14 protein-coding genes and 1 tRNA gene are annotated in these 16,891 nt (G+C 63.6%); 14 read left to right on the forward strand and 1 reads right to left on the reverse strand.

What is annotated here, in order from left to right; translation table 11 throughout:
• The 10 genes from I7X39_RS22565 to rpoC all read left to right on the forward strand — a co-directional run.
• On the forward strand, nucleotides 1-485 hold a 485-nt coding region (locus I7X39_RS22565; RefSeq protein ID WP_259376469.1), incomplete at its 5' end, for an EF-Tu C-terminal domain-related protein.
• Between the two features lie 16 nt (nucleotides 486-501).
• Nucleotides 502-577: transfer RNA gene (locus tag I7X39_RS22570), tRNA-Trp, on the forward strand.
• A 111-nt stretch (nucleotides 578-688) separates the two neighbouring features.
• Complete coding sequence (gene secE, locus I7X39_RS22575) at nucleotides 689-1,072, forward strand: preprotein translocase subunit SecE (RefSeq protein WP_198113628.1); 384 nt, start codon at nucleotides 689-691, stop codon at nucleotides 1,070-1,072.
• Between the two features lie 13 nt (nucleotides 1,073-1,085).
• On the forward strand, nucleotides 1,086-1,643 hold the full coding sequence (gene nusG / locus I7X39_RS22580; protein WP_198113629.1) for a transcription termination/antitermination protein NusG: 558 nt from the start codon (nucleotides 1,086-1,088) through the stop codon (nucleotides 1,641-1,643).
• Between the two features lie 142 nt (nucleotides 1,644-1,785).
• The gene (gene rplK / locus I7X39_RS22585) at nucleotides 1,786-2,217 is read left to right on the forward strand and encodes a 50S ribosomal protein L11 (protein WP_127682636.1); all 432 of its coding nucleotides are present in this window, start codon (nucleotides 1,786-1,788) and stop codon (nucleotides 2,215-2,217) included.
• A 1-nt stretch (nucleotide 2,218) separates the two neighbouring features.
• Complete coding sequence (gene rplA, locus I7X39_RS22590; RefSeq protein ID WP_198113630.1) at nucleotides 2,219-2,926, forward strand: 50S ribosomal protein L1; 708 nt, start codon at nucleotides 2,219-2,221, stop codon at nucleotides 2,924-2,926.
• A gap of 232 nt (nucleotides 2,927-3,158) precedes the next feature.
• Nucleotides 3,159-3,674 (forward strand): 50S ribosomal protein L10, encoded by a 516-nt coding sequence (gene rplJ / locus I7X39_RS22595; RefSeq protein ID WP_198113631.1) that lies wholly within the window; start codon nucleotides 3,159-3,161, stop codon nucleotides 3,672-3,674.
• 48 nt (nucleotides 3,675-3,722) lie between these two features.
• Nucleotides 3,723-4,100, forward strand: coding sequence for a 50S ribosomal protein L7/L12 (gene rplL, locus I7X39_RS22600; protein ID WP_198113632.1), 378 nt, complete (start codon nucleotides 3,723-3,725; stop codon nucleotides 4,098-4,100).
• A gap of 398 nt (nucleotides 4,101-4,498) precedes the next feature.
• Nucleotides 4,499-8,626 carry a DNA-directed RNA polymerase subunit beta gene (rpoB, locus tag I7X39_RS22605; protein WP_198113633.1) on the forward strand — a complete coding sequence of 1,376 codons (4,128 nt, stop codon included), beginning with the start codon at nucleotides 4,499-4,501 and terminating at the stop codon, nucleotides 8,624-8,626.
• A gap of 20 nt (nucleotides 8,627-8,646) precedes the next feature.
• Nucleotides 8,647-12,864 (forward strand): DNA-directed RNA polymerase subunit beta', encoded by a 4,218-nt coding sequence (gene rpoC, locus I7X39_RS22610; RefSeq protein WP_198113634.1) that lies wholly within the window; start codon nucleotides 8,647-8,649, stop codon nucleotides 12,862-12,864.
• Nucleotides 12,865-12,915: 51 nt separating this feature from the next.
• Here the strand turns inward: rpoC and I7X39_RS22615 are convergent, their stop codons facing one another.
• Nucleotides 12,916-13,395 (reverse strand): PIN domain-containing protein, encoded by a 480-nt coding sequence (locus I7X39_RS22615; protein ID WP_198113635.1) that lies wholly within the window; start codon nucleotides 13,393-13,395, stop codon nucleotides 12,916-12,918.
• 120 nt (nucleotides 13,396-13,515) lie between these two features.
• Here I7X39_RS22615 and rpsL point away from each other — a divergent pair, with 120 nt between their 5' ends.
• From rpsL to I7X39_RS22635, 4 genes are all read left to right on the forward strand, one after another.
• A complete protein-coding gene (rpsL, locus tag I7X39_RS22620; protein ID WP_163456952.1) occupies nucleotides 13,516-13,890 on the forward strand; it encodes a 30S ribosomal protein S12 in 375 nt (124 codons plus the stop codon).
• A 121-nt stretch (nucleotides 13,891-14,011) separates the two neighbouring features.
• A complete protein-coding gene (gene rpsG, locus I7X39_RS22625) occupies nucleotides 14,012-14,482 on the forward strand; it encodes a 30S ribosomal protein S7 (RefSeq protein WP_198113636.1) in 471 nt (156 codons plus the stop codon).
• A 69-nt stretch (nucleotides 14,483-14,551) separates the two neighbouring features.
• Entirely contained in the window at nucleotides 14,552-16,654 is a 2,103-nt protein-coding gene (gene fusA / locus I7X39_RS22630; RefSeq protein WP_198113637.1) for an elongation factor G, read from the forward strand.
• A gap of 112 nt (nucleotides 16,655-16,766) precedes the next feature.
• The coding region (locus I7X39_RS22635; protein WP_229427325.1) for a GTP-binding protein at nucleotides 16,767-16,891 on the forward strand (125 nt) is incomplete at its 3' end.

Consider the following 16,891-nt stretch of genomic DNA (forward strand, 5'->3'; position numbering starts at 1 on the left):
GCGGCATCATCAAGGTCGGCGAAGAAATCGAAATCGTCGGCATCCGCGACGTGCAGAAGACCACCGTCACCGGCGTGGAAATGTTCCGCAAGCTGCTGGACCAAGGTCAGGCTGGCGACAACGTCGGTATCCTGCTGCGCGGCACCAAGCGTGAAGACGTCGAGCGCGGCCAAGTGCTGGCCAAGCCCGGCTCGATCAAGCCGCACACCCACTTCACCGGCGAGGTCTACATCCTCTCCAAGGAAGAGGGCGGCCGCCACACCCCGTTCTTCAACAACTACCGTCCGCAGTTCTATTTCCGCACCACCGACGTGACCGGCTCGATCGAGCTGCCGAAGGACAAGGAAATGGTGATGCCGGGCGACAACGTGTCGATCACCGTCAAGCTGATCGCCCCGATCGCCATGGAGCAGGGCCTGCGCTTCGCCATCCGCGAGGGTGGCCGCACTGTCGGTTCGGGCGTCGTGGCGACCATCATCGAGTAATAGCCAGTTTCGCCGCAGGGGCATAGCTCAATTGGCAGAGCGTCGGTCTCCAAAACCGAAGGTTGGGGGTTCGAGACCCTCTGCCCCTGCCACGGCAAACTGATTGATCCGAAGGCTCGCAAGAGTCGCCAGCCAGCCCGCTGTGGTTTTGACCCGGCGGGCTTTGCTGCTGTTAGCCCGGCAGTTCCGAAATTCAAATGTCGATGTCCATGACCCAAGTCGAAACCGTCACCTCGGGTGCTGACAAGGCCAAACTGGCCGCAGCGCTGCTGCTGGTGCTCGGGGGCCTGGTGGCCTACTACCTGCTCGGCCCCAAGGGCGCGCTGGTGCAGTGGTCGGCCCTGCTGGCCTTGCTGGCTGCTGCCGTGGTGCTGTTCTTCACCAGCGAATCGGGCAAGTCCCTGATCGGCTATGGCCGGGACAGCTGGCGCGAAGTGAAGAAGGTGGTCTGGCCGACGCGCAAGGAATCCCTGCAGATGACGGGCTATGTGTTCGCCTTCATCATCGTCATGGCCTTGTTCCTGTGGCTGACCGACAAGACGCTGGAGTGGGTGCTGTACGACCTGATCCTGGGCTGGAAGCGCTGAGAAGGAAGACAAGATGAGCGAAGCAGTTACCGCCGAGTCGCCGAAGCGCTGGTACGTGGTGCATGCCTACTCGGGCATGGAAAAGGCCGTGGAGCGCAATCTGCGCGAGCGCATTGATCGCGCCGGCATGCAGGACAAGTTCGGCCGCATCCTGGTACCGACCGAAGAAGTCGTCGAGCTGAAGAACGGCAAGAAGGCCATCACCGAGCGTCGTTTCTTCCCCGGCTATGTGCTGGTGGAGATGATCATGGACGACGAGAGCTGGCACCTGGTCAAGCACACCAGCAAGGTCACCGGCTTTGTGGGTGGCGCACGCAATCGCCCGGCGCCGATCTCGGAAGCCGAGGTCATGAAGATCGTCAACCAGATGCAAGAGGGCGTGGAGAAGCCGCGCCCCAAGTTCGAGTGGACGGTCGGCGAAGTCATCCGCGTCAAGGAAGGCCCGTTCGCGGACTTCAACGGCGCCATCGAAGAAGTCAACTACGACAAGAGCAAGGTGCGCGTGTCGGTGACGATCTTTGGTCGCGCGACCCCGGTCGAGCTGGACTTCAGCCAGGTCGAGAAGGTTTAAGGGTCCGTCGGCACCCGGCGGGCTCGTTCCGCCAGCCGATCGCGATAGCCCACCGCGCTTTGTGGGCATGAGGAGCCAGCCGCAGTTCGGGCTGGCGTTTGTACTCGGGATGGCCTTGGTGGCCATTCCTCAGGAGTGAAACATGGCAAAGAAAATTGTCGGCTTTATCAAGCTGCAAGTTCCGGCCGGCAAGGCGAACCCTTCGCCCCCGATCGGTCCCGCGCTGGGTCAGCGCGGTCTGAACATCATGGAGTTCTGCAAGGCGTTCAACGCCAAGACGCAGGGCGTGGAGCCGGGTCTGGTGCTGCCGGTGGTCATCACCGCCTTCGCCGACAAGAGCTTCACCTTCGAGATCAAGTCGCCGCCCGCGACCGTGCTGATCAAGAAGGCCGCCAAGATCGAGAAGGGCTCGCAGCGCCCCCACCTGGACAAGGTTGGCAAGCTGAACCGCGCCCAGCTGGAAGAGATCGCCAAGGTCAAGATGAAGGACATGAACGCCGCCGATCTGGATGGCGCGGTCCGCATCATCGCGGGCTCGGCTCGCTCGATGGGCATCATCGTGGAGGGCGTGTGACATGGCTAAGTTGACCAAGAAGCAAAAGGCGCTGGCCGGCAAGGTCGAGACGACCAAGCTGTACCCGCTGGCCGAGGCCCTGGCCCTGGTGAAGAGCCTGGCCACTGCCAAGTTCGACGAGTCGATCGACGTCGCCGTCCAACTGGGCGTGGACGCGAAGAAGTCGGACCAAGTGGTTCGTGGCGCCGTCGTGATGCCCAACGGCATCGGCAAGACCAAGCGCGTGGCCGTGTTCGCCCAGGGCGCCAAGGCTGAGGAAGCCAAGGCCGCTGGCGCCGACGTGGTCGGCATGGAAGACCTGGCCGAGCGCGTCAAGGCGGGCGACATGCCCTTCGACGTCGTCATCGCCTCGCCCGACACCATGCGCGTCGTCGGTACCCTGGGTCAGATCCTGGGCCCGCGCGGCCTGATGCCGAACCCGAAGGTTGGCACCGTCACCCCCGACGTCGCCACCGCGGTGAAGAATGCCAAGGCCGGTCAGGTCCAGTTCCGTGTGGACAAGGGCGGCATCATTCACGCCACCCTGGGCCGCCGCTCGTTTGACGACGAGAAGCTGGCCGGCAACCTGCGCGCCCTGCTGGACGCCCTGAACAAGGCCAAGCCGGCCTCGAGCAAGGGTGTCTACCTGCGCAAGGTGGCGGTGTCGTCGACCATGGGCGTGGGTGCCCGTGTCGACGTCGCATCGATCAACGCTCAAGCTGCGGCTTGAGTTTGAAGTGGTGGGCCAGCGGCCTTAGGTCGCTGGGTCATCCAAGACCGTTGGTGCCCTTCGGGGCCTAAATCAGGGTTGCAAAACCCGGCGCCAACGTAGATGGCGAACCCGCCGACGAGGAAATTCCCGATGTGTGTTCACGCAGATCGGGGCTCCAAGACGGCAAGGTCGCTGAAACCGGTGCGGTCCGAGGGCGCGAGCCCGAAGACCGTGATGTGAGGAGAAGACCTTGAGTCTGAATCGCAACGAGAAGGCTGCCGTCGTCTCGGAAGTGGCCGCGCAAGCTGCCAAGTCCCAGACGCTCGCGATCGCCGAGTACCGTGGCCTCACCGTGGAAGCTCTGAACAAGCTGCGCGTCGACGCGCGTGCCAAGGGCGTGTACCTTCATGTTCTGAAGAACACCCTGGCCCGTCGCGCTGTCGCCGGCACCCCGTTCGAGCCCGCGGGAGACCTGATGGTCGGTCCGCTGATTTACGGCTTTTCTGAAGATGCCGTCGCCGCCGCCAAGGTGGTGGCCGACTTCGCCAAGAGCAACGACAAGCTGGTCCTGAAGGGTGGTGCCTACAACGGTAAGGCCCTGGACGTCAACAGCCTGAAGACCCTGGCGTCTGTGCCCAGCAAGGAAGTCCTGCTGTCGCAGATCGCCGGTTTGCTCAAGTCGCCCGTGCAGCGCACCGCTGCCGTGCTGGCGGCGCTGGCGGCCAAGCGTGGCGAGGGTGCCGAAGCGCCCGCCGCCGCCGCTTGAGCAGCAGCATCTGTTTTTTCAATTTCAATCGATTCGTAGGAGCCCCAAATGGCATTCGATAAAGACGCATTCCTGACCGCCCTGGACAGCATGTCCGTGATGGAACTCAATGACCTGGTGAAGGCCATTGAAGAGAAGTTCGGCGTGTCCGCCGCTTCGATGGCCGCTCCGGCCGCTGGTGGCGGCGGCGCTGCTGCCCCGGCCGCTGAAGAGAAGACCGAATTCAACGTCGTGCTGACCGACGCTGGCGCCAACAAGGTCGGCGTCATCAAGGCCGTGCGCGAGCTGACCGGCCTGGGTCTGAAGGAAGCCAAGGACCTGGTCGACGGCGCGCCCAAGACCGTGAAGGAAGCCGCTCCCAAGGCCGACGCCGAAGCCGCTGTCAAGAAGCTGATCGAAGCCGGCGCCAAGGCCGAGCTGAAGTAATTCGATCGGTGCTCGGCTACTGCGCCGGGCCACCTCGCTCCTGAGATGCTCGCCGTACCTGGGTACGGCTGCGCCTCTCGAAGCGATCTGGCTCCGGCTCGCGAGGCCGCTCACCGACCGAATTGCACAGGGTCGAACTCCGGAAACGGGGTTCGGCCTTGTGTCCTTTTCGAAGAGTCCCTCCGAAAGAGCTCGCGATGCCTACAATCGCGGGTTTTTCCGAAGGTTCTCTGATCCGACTGCAGAGAACGGGTTTGGTCGAGCCTGTGGCGCAATGCCATGGGTTGTCTGCCAGCGGCGGGTAGTGGCCCGTCACCGAACCTCGAATGCAATGTTCGAGACGCCAGTCGTCCGGCGCGTGGCCTGATCCTCCACCGCCCAACTCCCTCGGAGCTTTCATGGCGCAAGCAACCCCTTACAGCTACACGGAGCGCAAACGCATCCGTAAGAGCTTCGGCCAGCGCGACAGCGTGCTGGGCGTCCCGTATCTGCTGACGATGCAGAAGGACTCCTACAAGGCTTTCCTGCAGAAGGACGTCCCCCCCGCACAACGCAAGCCCGAGGGCCTGCAGGCTGCCTTCCTGGCGGCCTTCCCGATCGTCTCGCACAACCAGTTTGTCGAGATGCGCTTCCTGGAATACAACATCGCGCGTCCGACCTTCGACGAGCGTGAGTGCCAGCAGCGTGGCCTGACCTTCGCCGCCGCCGTGCGCGCGAAGCTGCAGATGATCATCTATGACCGCGAGACCTCGACGCCGTCGAACAAGCAGGTCCGCGAGATCAAGGAGCAAGAGGTCTACATGGGCGAAGTGCCCCTGATGACCGACTACGGTTCCTTCATCATCAACGGCACCGAGCGCGTCATCGTCTCGCAGCTGCACCGCTCGCCGGGCGTGTTCTTCGAGCACGACAAGGGCAAGACCCACAGCTCGGGCAAGCTGCTGTTCTCCAGCCGCATCATTCCTTACCGTGGTTCCTGGCTGGACTTCGAGTTCGACCCGAAGGACATCCTGTACTTCCGTGTCGACCGTCGCCGCAAGATGCCGGTCACCATCCTGCTCAAGGCCATCGGCCTGAACCCCGAGCAGATCCTGGCCCACTTCTTCTCGTTCGACAACTTCCGCCTGATGGATACGGGCGCGCAGATGGAGTTCGTGGCCGAGCGCCTGAAAGGCGAAGTGGCCCGCTTTGACCTGACTGACAAGGATGGCAAGGTCATCGTCGAGAAGGATAAGCGCGTCACCGCCCGTCACATCAAGCAGCTGGAAAGCTCGGGCACCCAGTACATCTCGGTGCCGGAAGACTTCCTGGTGGGACGCCTGGTGGCCAAGAACATGGTCGACCCGGACACCGGCGAGATCATTGCCAAGGCCAACGACGAGCTGACCGAATCGCTGCTGAAAAAGCTGCGGGCCGCCGGCATCAAGGAACTGCAGTGCCTGTTCACCAATGAGCTGAGCGAAGGCGCCTACATCAGCCAGACCCTGGCCCTGGACGAGACGGCCGATCAGTTCGCTGCCCGCGTCGCGATCTACCGCATGATGCGCCCCGGCGAGCCGCCGACGGAAGACGCCGTCGAGGCCCTGTTCAACCGCCTGTTCTACAGCGCCGACACCTACGACCTGAGCCGCGTCGGCCGCATGAAGTTCAACGCCCGCGTGGGCCGCGACGCGACCGTGGGCGAGATGACCCTGTCGAACGAGGACATCCTCGACGTCGTCAAGATCCTGGTCGAGCTGCGCAATGGCCGTGGCGTGGTGGATGACATCGACCACCTGGGCAATCGTCGCGTGCGTTGCGTCGGCGAGCTGGCCGAGAACCAGTACCGCTCGGGTCTCGCGCGTATCGAGAAGGCCGTCAAGGAGCGTCTGGGCCAGGCCGAGACCGAGTCCCTGATGCCGCACGACCTGATCAACTCCAAGCCGATTTCCGCGGCGCTGAAGGAGTTCTTCGGGGCGAGCCAGCTCTCGCAGTTCATGGACCAGACCAACCCGCTGTCCGAGATCACGCACAAGCGTCGCGTCTCGGCCCTGGGCCCGGGTGGTCTGACCCGCGAGCGCGCCGGCTTCGAGGTGCGCGACGTGCACCCGACCCACTACGGCCGCGTCTGCCCGATCGAAACGCCGGAAGGCCCGAACATCGGTCTGATCAACTCGCTCGCTCTGTTCGCGCGCCTGAACGAATACGGTTTCCTCGAGACCCCGTACCGTCGCGTGGTGGACAGCCAGGTGACCGACCAGATCGACTACCTGTCGGCCATCGAGGAAGGCAAGTACGTCATCGCCCAGGCCAACGCCTCGCTGGATGCCAATGGCCGCCTGGTCGACGAACTGGTGTCGGCCCGTGAAGCTGGCGAATCGGTGCTGTTGAGCCCCGAGCGTGTGCAGTACATGGACGTGGCGCCGGCGCAGATCGTGTCGGTGGCCGCCTCGCTCGTGCCCTTCCTGGAGCACGATGACGCGAACCGCGCACTGATGGGCGCCAACATGCAGCGCCAGGCCGTGCCGACCCTGCGTCCCGAGAAGGCCTTCGTGGGCACGGGCGTGGAGCGCGTGGCCGCCAAGGACTCGGGCACCGTGGTCGCGGCACGCCGCGGCGGTGTGGTCGATTACGTGGACACGAACCGCATCGTGATTCGCGTGAACGACACCGAGACCGTGGCCGGTGAGGTGGGTGTCGACATCTACAACCTCATCAAGTACCAGCGTTCCAACCAGAACACCAACATCCACCAGCGTCCGATTGTCAAGCGCGGCGATCGCGTGGCCGCCGAGGACATCATTGCCGACGGCGCCTCGACCGACCTGGGTGAACTGGCTCTGGGCCAGAACATGCTGGTCGCCTTCATGCCCTGGAACGGCTACAATTTCGAAGACTCGATCCTGATCTCCGAACGCGTGGTGGCCGAGGACCGCTACACCTCGATCCACATCGAGGAACTGGTGGTGATGGCTCGCGACACCAAGCTGGGCAGCGAAGAAATCACGCGCGACATCCCGAACCTGAGCGAGCAGCAACTGGCCCGCCTGGATGAATCGGGCATCGTCTACATCGGCGCCGAGGTGAACCCCGGCGACGTGCTGGTGGGCAAGGTCACGCCGAAGGGCGAGACCACCCTGACGCCGGAAGAGAAGCTGCTGCGCGCCATCTTCGGCGAGAAGGCTTCCGACGTGAAGGACACCTCGCTGCGTGTCGATCAGGGCACGCAGGGCACCGTCATCGACGTGCAGGTCTTCACCCGCGAAGGCATTCCGCGCGACAAGCGCGCCCAGCAGATCATTGACGACGAGCTGAAGCGCTTCCGCCTGGACCTGAACGACCAGATGCGCATCGTTGAGGCCGACGCCTTCGACCGTATCGAGAAGCTGCTGATCGGCAAGACCGCCAACGGCGGCCCGAAGAAGATCGCCAAGGGCACGGTCATCACCAAGGACTACTTGGTCGAGGTCGAGAAGCACCACTGGTTCGACATCCGCCCGGCGGATGAGGACCTGGCGAATCAGCTCGAATCGATCAAGAACAGCCTGGAGCAGACCCGCCACAGCTTCGACCTCGCCTTCGAAGAGAAGCGCAAGAAGCTGACGCAGGGTGACGAACTGCCCGCCGGCGTGCTCAAGATGGTCAAGGTCTACCTGGCCGTCAAGCGCCGCCTGCAGCCGGGCGACAAGATGGCCGGCCGTCACGGCAACAAGGGTGTGGTGTCGAAGATCGTTCCGGTCGAAGACATGCCCTATATGGCCGACGGCACGCCGTGCGACATCGTGCTGAACCCGCTGGGCGTGCCTTCGCGCATGAACGTGGGTCAGGTGCTGGAAGTCCACCTGGGCTGGGCCGGCAAGGGCATCGGTCAGCGCATCGGCGACATGCTGCAGCGCGAGGCCAAGGTGGCCGAGCTGCGCCAGTTCCTGGACAAGCTCTACAACCAGAGCGGCGGCCGCAAGGAAGACCTGAGCGCGCTGACGGATGACGAGGTCAAGGCCATGGCCCAGAACCTGTCGTCCGGCGTCACCTTCGCGACCCCGGTGTTCGACGGCGCCAAGGAAGAGCAGATCCGCGCGATGCTGCATCTGGCCTACCCGGAAGAGATTGCCCAGAAGAAGGGCCTGACCGCGACGCGCACCCAGTGCATGTTGAGCGATGGCCGCACCGGCGAGCAGTTCGAGCGCCCGGTCACCGTGGGCTACATGCACGTGCTGAAGCTGCACCACCTGGTGGACGACAAGATGCACGCCCGCTCGACCGGCCCGTACAGCCTGGTGACCCAGCAGCCGCTGGGCGGCAAGGCGCAGTTCGGTGGCCAGCGCTTCGGTGAGATGGAAGTGTGGGCACTGGAAGCCTATGGCGCCTCGTACGTGCTGCAGGAAATGCTGACCGTGAAGTCTGACGACGTGAACGGCCGCACCAAGGTGTACGAGAGCATCGTCAAGGGTGAGCACTCGATCGACGCCGGCATGCCGGAATCGTTCAACGTGCTGGTCAAGGAAATTCGTTCGCTCGGCATCGACATCGAGCTCGAGCGCAACTAAGCCAAGGACAGGAGAGAGACATGAAAGGTTTGCTGGACCTGTTCAAGCAATTCACGCCCGACGAACACTTCGACGCGATCAAGATCGGCATTGCCTCGCCGGAAAAGATTCGCTCGTGGTCGTTCGGTGAAGTGAAGAAGCCCGAGACCATCAACTACCGCACCTTCAAGCCCGAGCGTGACGGCCTGTTCTGCGCCAAGATCTTTGGCCCGATCAAGGACTACGAGTGCCTGTGCGGCAAGTACAAGCGCCTGAAGCACCGTGGCGTGATCTGCGAGAAGTGCGGCGTCGAAGTCACCCAGACCAAGGTGCGCCGTGACCGCATGGGTCACATCGACCTGGCTGCCCCCTGCGCCCACATCTGGTTCCTGAAGTCGCTGCCCTCGCGTCTGGGCCTGGTGCTGGACATGACGCTGCGCGACATCGAGCGCGTGCTGTACTTTGAAGCGTATGTCGTGACCGACCCCGGCATGACCCCGCTGAAGAAGTTCGGCATCCTCACCGAGGAGCAGTACGACGTCGAGCGCGAAAAGCATGGTGACGAGTTCGTCGCCCTGATGGGTGCCGAAGGCATCCAGCGCCTGCTCGCCGACATGGACCTGGACGTTGAGATCGACAAGATCCGCAACGACATGACCGGCTCCGAGCTGAAGATCAAGAAGAACTCCAAGCGCCTGAAGGTGATGGAGGCCTTCAAGCGCTCGGGCATGAAGCCTGAGTGGATGGTCATGCAGGTGCTGCCGGTGCTGCCGCCGGATCTGCGTCCGCTCGTCCCCCTGGACGGTGGCCGCTTCGCGACCTCGGATCTGAACGATCTCTACCGCCGCGTCATCAACCGCAACAACCGCCTGGACCGTCTGCTGGAGCTGAAGGCGCCCGAGATCATCGTGCGCAACGAAAAGCGCATGCTGCAGGAGTCGGTGGATTCGCTGCTGGACAACGGCCGTCGCGGCAAGGCCATGACGGGCGCCAACAAGCGCCCGCTCAAGTCCCTGGCCGACATGATCAAGGGCAAGGGCGGCCGCTTCCGTCAGAACCTGCTGGGCAAGCGCGTCGACTACTCGGGCCGCTCGGTCATCGTGGTGGGTCCGACCCTGAAGCTCCATCAGTGCGGCCTGCCCAAGCTGATGGCACTGGAGCTGTTCAAGCCCTTCATCTTCAGCCGTCTGGAGGCGATGGGTATCGCCACCACCATCAAGGCGGCCAAGAAGGAAGTCGAATCCGGCACGCCGGTGGTGTGGGACATCCTGGAAGAGGTCATCAAGGAGCACCCGGTTCTGCTGAACCGTGCGCCGACCCTGCACCGCCTCGGCATCCAGGCCTTCGAGCCCGTGCTGATCGAAGGCAAGGCCATCCAGCTGCACCCGCTGGTTTGCGCGGCCTTCAACGCCGACTTCGACGGTGACCAGATGGCCGTCCACGTGCCGCTGTCCATCGAAGCGCAGATGGAAGCCCGCACGCTGATGCTGGCCTCCAACAACGTGCTGTTCCCAGCCTCGGGTGAACCCTCCATCGTGCCTTCGCAGGACGTGGTGCTGGGTCTGTACTACGCGACCCGCGAGCGCATCAACGGCAAGGGTGAGGGCATGGTCTTCGCCGACCTGCCTGAAATGCTGCGCGCGCTGGACAACGGCGTGGTCGAGATCACCGCCAAGGTCAATGTGCGCCTGGTCGAGTACCGCAAGGGCGAGGACGGAGAGTGGATCCCCGAGCCGAAGATGGTCGCCACGACCGTCGGTCGCGCGCTGCTGTCCGAGATCCTGCCCAAGGGCCTGCCCTTCAGCAACATCAACAAGGCGCTGAAGAAGAAGGAGATCAGCAAGCTGATCAATGCCTCCTTCCGCCGTTGCGGCCTGAAGGAAACCGTGGTGCTGGCCGACAAGCTGATGCAGAGCGGTTTCCGCCTGGCCACCCGCGCCGGTCTGTCGATCGCCATCGACGACATGCTGGTGCCGGCCGAGAAGTACACCCTGATCGAGGCCGCCGAGAAGGAGGTCAAAGAGATCGAGCAGCAGTACATCTCGGGTCTGGTGACTGCCGGTGAGCGCTACAACAAAGTGGTGGACATCTGGGGCAAGGCCGGTGACGAGATCGGCAAGAAGATGATGGACCACCTGAAGGTCGAGAAGGTGCAGGACCGCAACGGCAAGGACGTGCCGCAGGAGTCCTTCAACTCGATCTACATGATGGCCGACTCGGGCGCCCGCGGTAGCGCCGCCCAGATCCGTCAGCTGGCCGGCATGCGCGGGCTGATGGCCAAGCCGGACGGCTCCATCATCGAGACCCCCATCACGGCGAATTTCCGTGAAGGCCTGAACGTGTTGCAGTACTTCATCTCCACCCACGGTGCCCGTAAGGGCCTGGCGGATACGGCGCTGAAGACCGCGAACTCGGGTTACCTGACGCGTCGTCTGGTGGACGTGACGCAGGATCTGGTCGTCACCGAAGACGATTGCGGCACCGACAACGGCATGGCCATGCGCGCCCTGGTCGAAGGCGGTGAAGTGATCGAATCGCTGCGCGACCGCATCCTCGGCCGCATGACGGCCATTGACGTGCTGCACCCCGAGACCCAGGCGGTGATCGTCAATGCCGGCCAGATGCTGGACGAGGACACCCTGGACGCCGTGGAAGCTGCGGGCGTGGACGAGGTCAAGGTTCGCACGCCGCTGACCTGCGCGACCCGCTACGGCCTGTGTGCCAAGTGCTACGGCCGCGATCTGGGCCGAGGCGGCCTGGTGAACGGCGGCGAGGCCGTGGGCGTGATCGCTGCGCAGTCGATCGGCGAGCCGGGCACGCAGCTGACCATGCGGACCTTCCACATCGGCGGTGCCGCTTCGCGTGCCGCGGTGGCGTCTAGCGTGGAAGCCAAGTCCGAAGGCCTGATTGGCTTCAACGCCACGATGCGCTACGTGACGAACGGCAAGGGCGAGCTGGTGGTGATTTCGCGTTCCGGCGAAATCGTCATCTCCGACCAACACGGCCGCGAGCGCGAGCGCCACAAGGTGCCATACGGCGCCACGTTGAACGTCAAGGCCGACCAGCCCGTCAAGGCTGGCGCCGTGCTGGCCAACTGGGATCCGCTGACCCGCCCGATCATCACGGAATTCGCCGGCAAGGCGAAGTTCGAGAACATCGAGGAAGGTGTGACCGTGGCCAAGCAGGTCGACGAAGTCACCGGCCTGTCCACCTTGGTCGTGATCGACCCGAAGCGCCGTGGCGCTGCCAAGGTCGTGCGTCCGCAAATCAAGCTGCTGGACGCGCAGGGCCATGAGGTGAAGATCCCCGGTACCGACCACTCGGTGACGATCGGCTTCCAGGTCGGCGCGCTGATCCAGGTGCGTGACGGCATGGATCTGGCCCCCGGCGAAGTGCTGGCGCGTATTCCGGTCGAAGGCCAGAAGACCCGCGACATTACCGGCGGTCTGCCCCGCGTGGCCGAGCTGTTCGAAGCCCGTTCGCCCAAGGACAAGGGCGTGCTGGCCGAGCAGACCGGCACGATCTCGTTCGGCAAGGAGACCAAGGGCAAGGTCCGTCTGCAGATCACCGACCCGGACGGCAAGGTCCACGAGGAACTCGTGCCCAAGGAGAAGAACATCCTGGTGCACGAAGGCCAGGTGGTCAACAAGGGCGAGCCCATTGTCGACGGTCCGGCCGATCCGCAGGACATCCTGCGCCTGCTGGGTATCGAGGAACTGGCGCGCTACATCGTTGACGAGGTCCAGGACGTCTACCGACTCCAGGGCGTGAAGATCAACGACAAGCACATCGAAGTGATCGTGCGCCAGATGCTGCGCCGCGTGCAGATCGCCGATCCGGGCGAGTCGAGCTACATCTCTGGCGAGCAGGTTGAGCGGTCCGAGATCCTCGGCACCATCGACCGCCTGCGCAGCGAAGGCAAGATGCCGCCGACCTACACCGACGTTCTGCTGGGCATCACCAAGGCCTCGCTGTCGACCGATTCCTTCATCTCGGCGGCTTCCTTCCAGGAAACCACGCGCGTGCTGACCGAAGCGGCCATCATGGGCAAGCGCGACGAACTGCGCGGCCTGAAGGAAAACGTCATCGTCGGCCGACTGATTCCGGCCGGTACCGGCATGGCGTACCACAAGGCCCGCAAGGCCAAGGAAGAGATGGACGAAACCGAGCGCAAGGCGATCGCTCTGCAGGAGGCCGAAGAACTGGCCGCCGTGCAACTGGCAGCGCTGGACGCACAGCACCCGGGCGACGCCGAGTAATCGGCTGCCTCAGGGCAAAAGGGCGGCGGCCTTCGGGCTGGCCGCCCTTTTTTATGAGTGCTCTTGCTGCCAGGCGGCCCAGCCGGCTTCAGGCGTCTCGATCAGGATGCCACGCGCCAGCGCCCGCTTGCGCCAGTGCAGCAAGGCTCGGTCGCGGCTCCAAAGCCGGATCGGCGCTTCCGCGCAGGCCAGGTCCAGGAATTTCTGGTCATCCGGGTCGCGGCAGCGCCAGGGGGCCGGATTGGCGGGAATGGGCCGCAGGGTGCAGAGGCGTTCGGGGGCATGCAGTTCCGGCTGCGGCACCCAGCGGGGCTCCCATGGCCGGGTGCGCACATGGGCGAGTTCGTCCAGCATGGGCTGGCTTGCCCACCACTGCAGTCGCCCTTGTTGCAGCGCCGTCGCCAGCCCCTGCAGGGCCGGCTGCCGGAACAACCACAGCTCCAACAGCACGTGGGTGTCCAGCAGCACCCGCCATGGCAGGGGCGCTGACGCGGCTTCGGGCGTGCCTGCAGCCAGAGGATCGGAACTCAAGCCTTGCATCTCAAAACTCGCTGGCTATAATCGCCGGCTTTTCTTCGGGTTGGCCGAGGTGCTTTCGCACGTCGGTGAAACGCGGAGTGTCGTTGACTTCAAACGGGAACAAGTCAAACCATGCCAACCATCAATCAGCTCGTGCGCCAAGGCCGTCAGGCCGAGGTCACGAAATCCAAATCTCCTGCGATGCAGAACTGCCCGCAGCGTCGTGGCGTCTGCACCCGCGTGTACACCACCACCCCGAAGAAGCCGAACTCGGCTCTGCGTAAGGTGGCCAAGGTGCGCCTGACCAACGGTTTCGAGGTCATCTCGTACATCGGCGGTGAAGGTCACAACCTGCAAGAGCACAGCGTCGTGCTGGTGCGCGGCGGTCGTGTGAAGGATCTGCCGGGCGTGCGCTACCACATCGTGCGCGGCTCGCTGGATCTGCAGGGCGTCAAGGACCGCAAGCAGTCGCGCTCGAAGTACGGCGCCAAGCGTCCCAAGAAGTAATCAGGTCGGCTCCAACGGAGCCATGGCGGTGGCACCAAGTGGTGCGCCGAGTAAGTGGAAGGCCCCTATCTGGCCGTCCGCGGTTGCGCAAGCAGCCAACTGAAGAGACAAAGGAAGAGAAATGCCTCGTCGTCGCGAAGTACCGAAGCGCGAGATCCTGCCGGATCCGAAATTCAACAGCGTGGACCTGTCCAAGTTCATGAACGTCGTCATGGAGTCGGGCAAGAAGGCCGTCGCCGAACGCATCATTTACGGTGCACTGGAGCAGGTCGAGAAGAAGTCGGGCAAGGATCCGCTCGAGGTCTTCACCACTGCGTTGAACAACGTCAAGCCGATGGTCGAAGTGAAGTCCCGCCGCGTGGGCGGTGCGAACTACCAAGTTCCCGTGGAAGTTCGCCCGGTCCGCCGCGTGGCCCTGGCCATGCGCTGGTTGAAGGAATCGGCGCGCAAGCGTGGTGAGAAGTCGATGGCCCAGCGCCTCGCCAATGAACTGCTGGAGGCCGCAGAAGGCCGCGGCGGCGCCATGAAGAAGCGTGACGAGGTTCACCGCATGGCGGACGCCAACAAGGCGTTCTCGCACTTCCGCTTCTAAACTTCAGCCCCTTCGGCCGCCTCGGGTTACTACCAACCCGCAGGCGGCTCACGCATTTCGGAGCAAACCATGGCCCGCAAGACCCCCATCGAGCGCTATCGCAATATTGGCATTAGCGCGCACATCGACGCCGGCAAGACCACCACGACCGAGCGCATCCTTTACTACACCGGTGTGAACCACAAGATCGGTGAGGTGCACGATGGCGCCGCCACGATGGACTGGATGGAGCAGGAGCAGGAGCGTGGCATCACGATCACTTCGGCTGCCACCACCTGCTTCTGGAAGGGCATGGACCTGTCCTATCCCGAGCACCGCTTCAACATCATCGACACCCCGGGCCACGTCGACTTCACTATCGAGGTGGAGCGTTCGATGCGCGTGCTCGACGGCGCCTGCATGGTCTATTGCGCCGTGGGTGGCGTGCAGCCGCAGTCGGAGACCGTCTGGCGCCAGGCCAACAAGTACAAGGTGCCGCGTCTGGCCTTCGTGAACAAGATGGACCGTACCGGTGCCAACTTCTTCAAGGTGGTCGACCAGATGCGCACCCGCCTGAAGGCGAACCCGGTGCCCATCGTCATTCCCATTGGCGCCGAAGAAGGCTTCAAGGGCGTGGTCGACCTGCTCAAGATGAAGGCCATCATTTGGGATGAGGCCTCGCAGGGCATGAAGTTCGAGTACCACGAGATCCCCGCCGAGCTCGTCGAGGTGGCGAAGGAGTGGCGCGAGAAGATGGTCGAGTCGGCCGCCGAGGCCAGCGAAGAGCTGATGAACAAGTACCTGGAAACGGGTGACTTGAGCGAGGAAGAAATCAAGCTGGCGATCCGTCAGCGCACGATCGCGACCGAGATCCAGCCGATGCTGTGCGGCACCGCCTTCAAGAACAAGGGTGTGCAGCGCATGCTGGACGCCGTCATCGACTTCCTGCCCTCGCCGGTGGACATCCCGCCCGTGGCTGGCACCGATGACGACGAAAAGGAAGTCACCCGCAAGGCCGACGACAACGAGAAGTTCGCTGCCCTGGCCTTCAAGCTGATGACCGACCCCTACGTCGGCCAGCTGACCTTCGTGCGCGTCTACTCGGGCGTGCTGAAGTCGGGCGACTCCGTCTTCAATCCGATCAAGGGCAAGAAGGAGCGTATCGGCCGCATCTTGCAGATGCACGCCAACCAGCGCGAGGAAATCTCCGAGATTCTGGCCGGCGACATTGCCGCCTGCGTGGGTCTGAAGGAAGTGACCACGGGCGAAACCCTGTGCGATCCGGATGCCCTGATCACGCTGGAAAAGATGGTCTTCCCCGAGCCGGTGATCTCGCAGGCTGTTGAGCCCAAGACCAAGGCCGACCAGGAAAAGATGGGCGTTGCCCTGGGCCGTCTGGCCAAGGAAGACCCGTCCTTCCGCGTGCGCACCGATGAAGAGTCGGGTCAGACCATCATCTCGGGCATGGGCGAGCTGCACCTGGAAATCATCGTCGACCGCATGAAGCGCGAATTCGGCGTGGAAGCCAACGTCGGCAAGCCGCAGGTGGCCTACCGCGAAACCATCCGCAAGTCGGCCACCGACGTGGAAGGCAAGTTCGTGCGTCAGTCGGGCGGCAAGGGCCAGTACGGTCACGTCGTGCTGACGATCGAGCCGCAGGAGCCGGGCAAGGGCTTCGAGTTCGTCGACGCCATCAAGGGCGGCGTGGTGCCGCGCGAATTCATTCCGGCGGTCGAGAAGGGCATCATCGATACCCTGCCGAACGGCGTGCTGGCCGGCTTCCCGGTGGTCGACGTCAAGGTCACCCTGACCTTCGGTTCGTACCACGAAGTCGACTCGAACGAAAACGCGTTCAAGATGGCCGCCTCGATGGGCTTCAAGGAGGCCTGCCGCAAGGCCAGCCCGGTGATCCTGGAGCCGATGATGGCCGTGGAAGTCGAAACCCCGGAAGACTACGCCGGCTCGGTAATGGGCGATCTGTCCAGCCGCCGCGGCATGGTCCAGGGCATGGACGACATGGTCGGCGGTGGCAAGGTCATCAAGGCCGAGGTGCCGCTGAGCGAGATGTTCGGCTACTCGACCACCCTGCGCTCGATGTCGCAAGGCCGTGCCACGTACACGATGGAGTTCAAGCACTACGCTGAAGCTCCGAAGAACGTGGCCGACGCGATCATCACCGCGCGCTCGAAGTAATTCTCCCCATGGTCTGCGGGCCGCTCGCCACCGGTGCCCGTCCCGGTGGATTCCGGGCGGTCCGACAGACCTAAAACCCCAGACGGGCCTCAGTTCTTTTTTGGAGCAAGAAATGGCAAAAGGTAAGTTCGAACGCACCAAGCCGCACGTGAACGTGGGCACCATCGGTCACGTGGACCATGGCAAGACCACGCTGACGGCAGCGATTGCGACCGTTCTGTCGAAGAAGTTCGGTGG

It is taken from the genome of Inhella proteolytica, from assembly GCF_016093275.1.
In the GTDB taxonomy this organism is placed as follows: domain Bacteria; phylum Pseudomonadota; class Gammaproteobacteria; order Burkholderiales; family Burkholderiaceae_C; genus Inhella; species Inhella proteolytica.

Excerpts from the sequence above, each read along its gene's own strand:
- secE (WP_198113628.1), top strand. The coding sequence starts at position 689 with ATGTCCATGACCCAAGTCGAAACCGTCACCTCGGGTGCTGACAAGGCC.
- nusG (WP_198113629.1), top strand. The coding sequence starts at position 1,086 with ATGAGCGAAGCAGTTACCGCCGAGTCGCCGAAGCGCTGGTACGTGGTG.
- rplK (WP_127682636.1), top strand. The coding sequence starts at position 1,786 with ATGGCAAAGAAAATTGTCGGCTTTATCAAGCTGCAAGTTCCGGCCGGC.
- rplA (WP_198113630.1), top strand. The coding sequence starts at position 2,219 with ATGGCTAAGTTGACCAAGAAGCAAAAGGCGCTGGCCGGCAAGGTCGAG.
- rplL (WP_198113632.1), top strand. The coding sequence starts at position 3,723 with ATGGCATTCGATAAAGACGCATTCCTGACCGCCCTGGACAGCATGTCC.
- rpoB (WP_198113633.1), top strand. The coding sequence starts at position 4,499 with ATGGCGCAAGCAACCCCTTACAGCTACACGGAGCGCAAACGCATCCGT.
- rpoC (WP_198113634.1), top strand. The coding sequence starts at position 8,647 with ATGAAAGGTTTGCTGGACCTGTTCAAGCAATTCACGCCCGACGAACAC.
- rpsL (WP_163456952.1), top strand. The coding sequence starts at position 13,516 with ATGCCAACCATCAATCAGCTCGTGCGCCAAGGCCGTCAGGCCGAGGTC.
- rpsG (WP_198113636.1), top strand. The coding sequence starts at position 14,012 with ATGCCTCGTCGTCGCGAAGTACCGAAGCGCGAGATCCTGCCGGATCCG.
- fusA (WP_198113637.1), top strand. The coding sequence starts at position 14,552 with ATGGCCCGCAAGACCCCCATCGAGCGCTATCGCAATATTGGCATTAGC.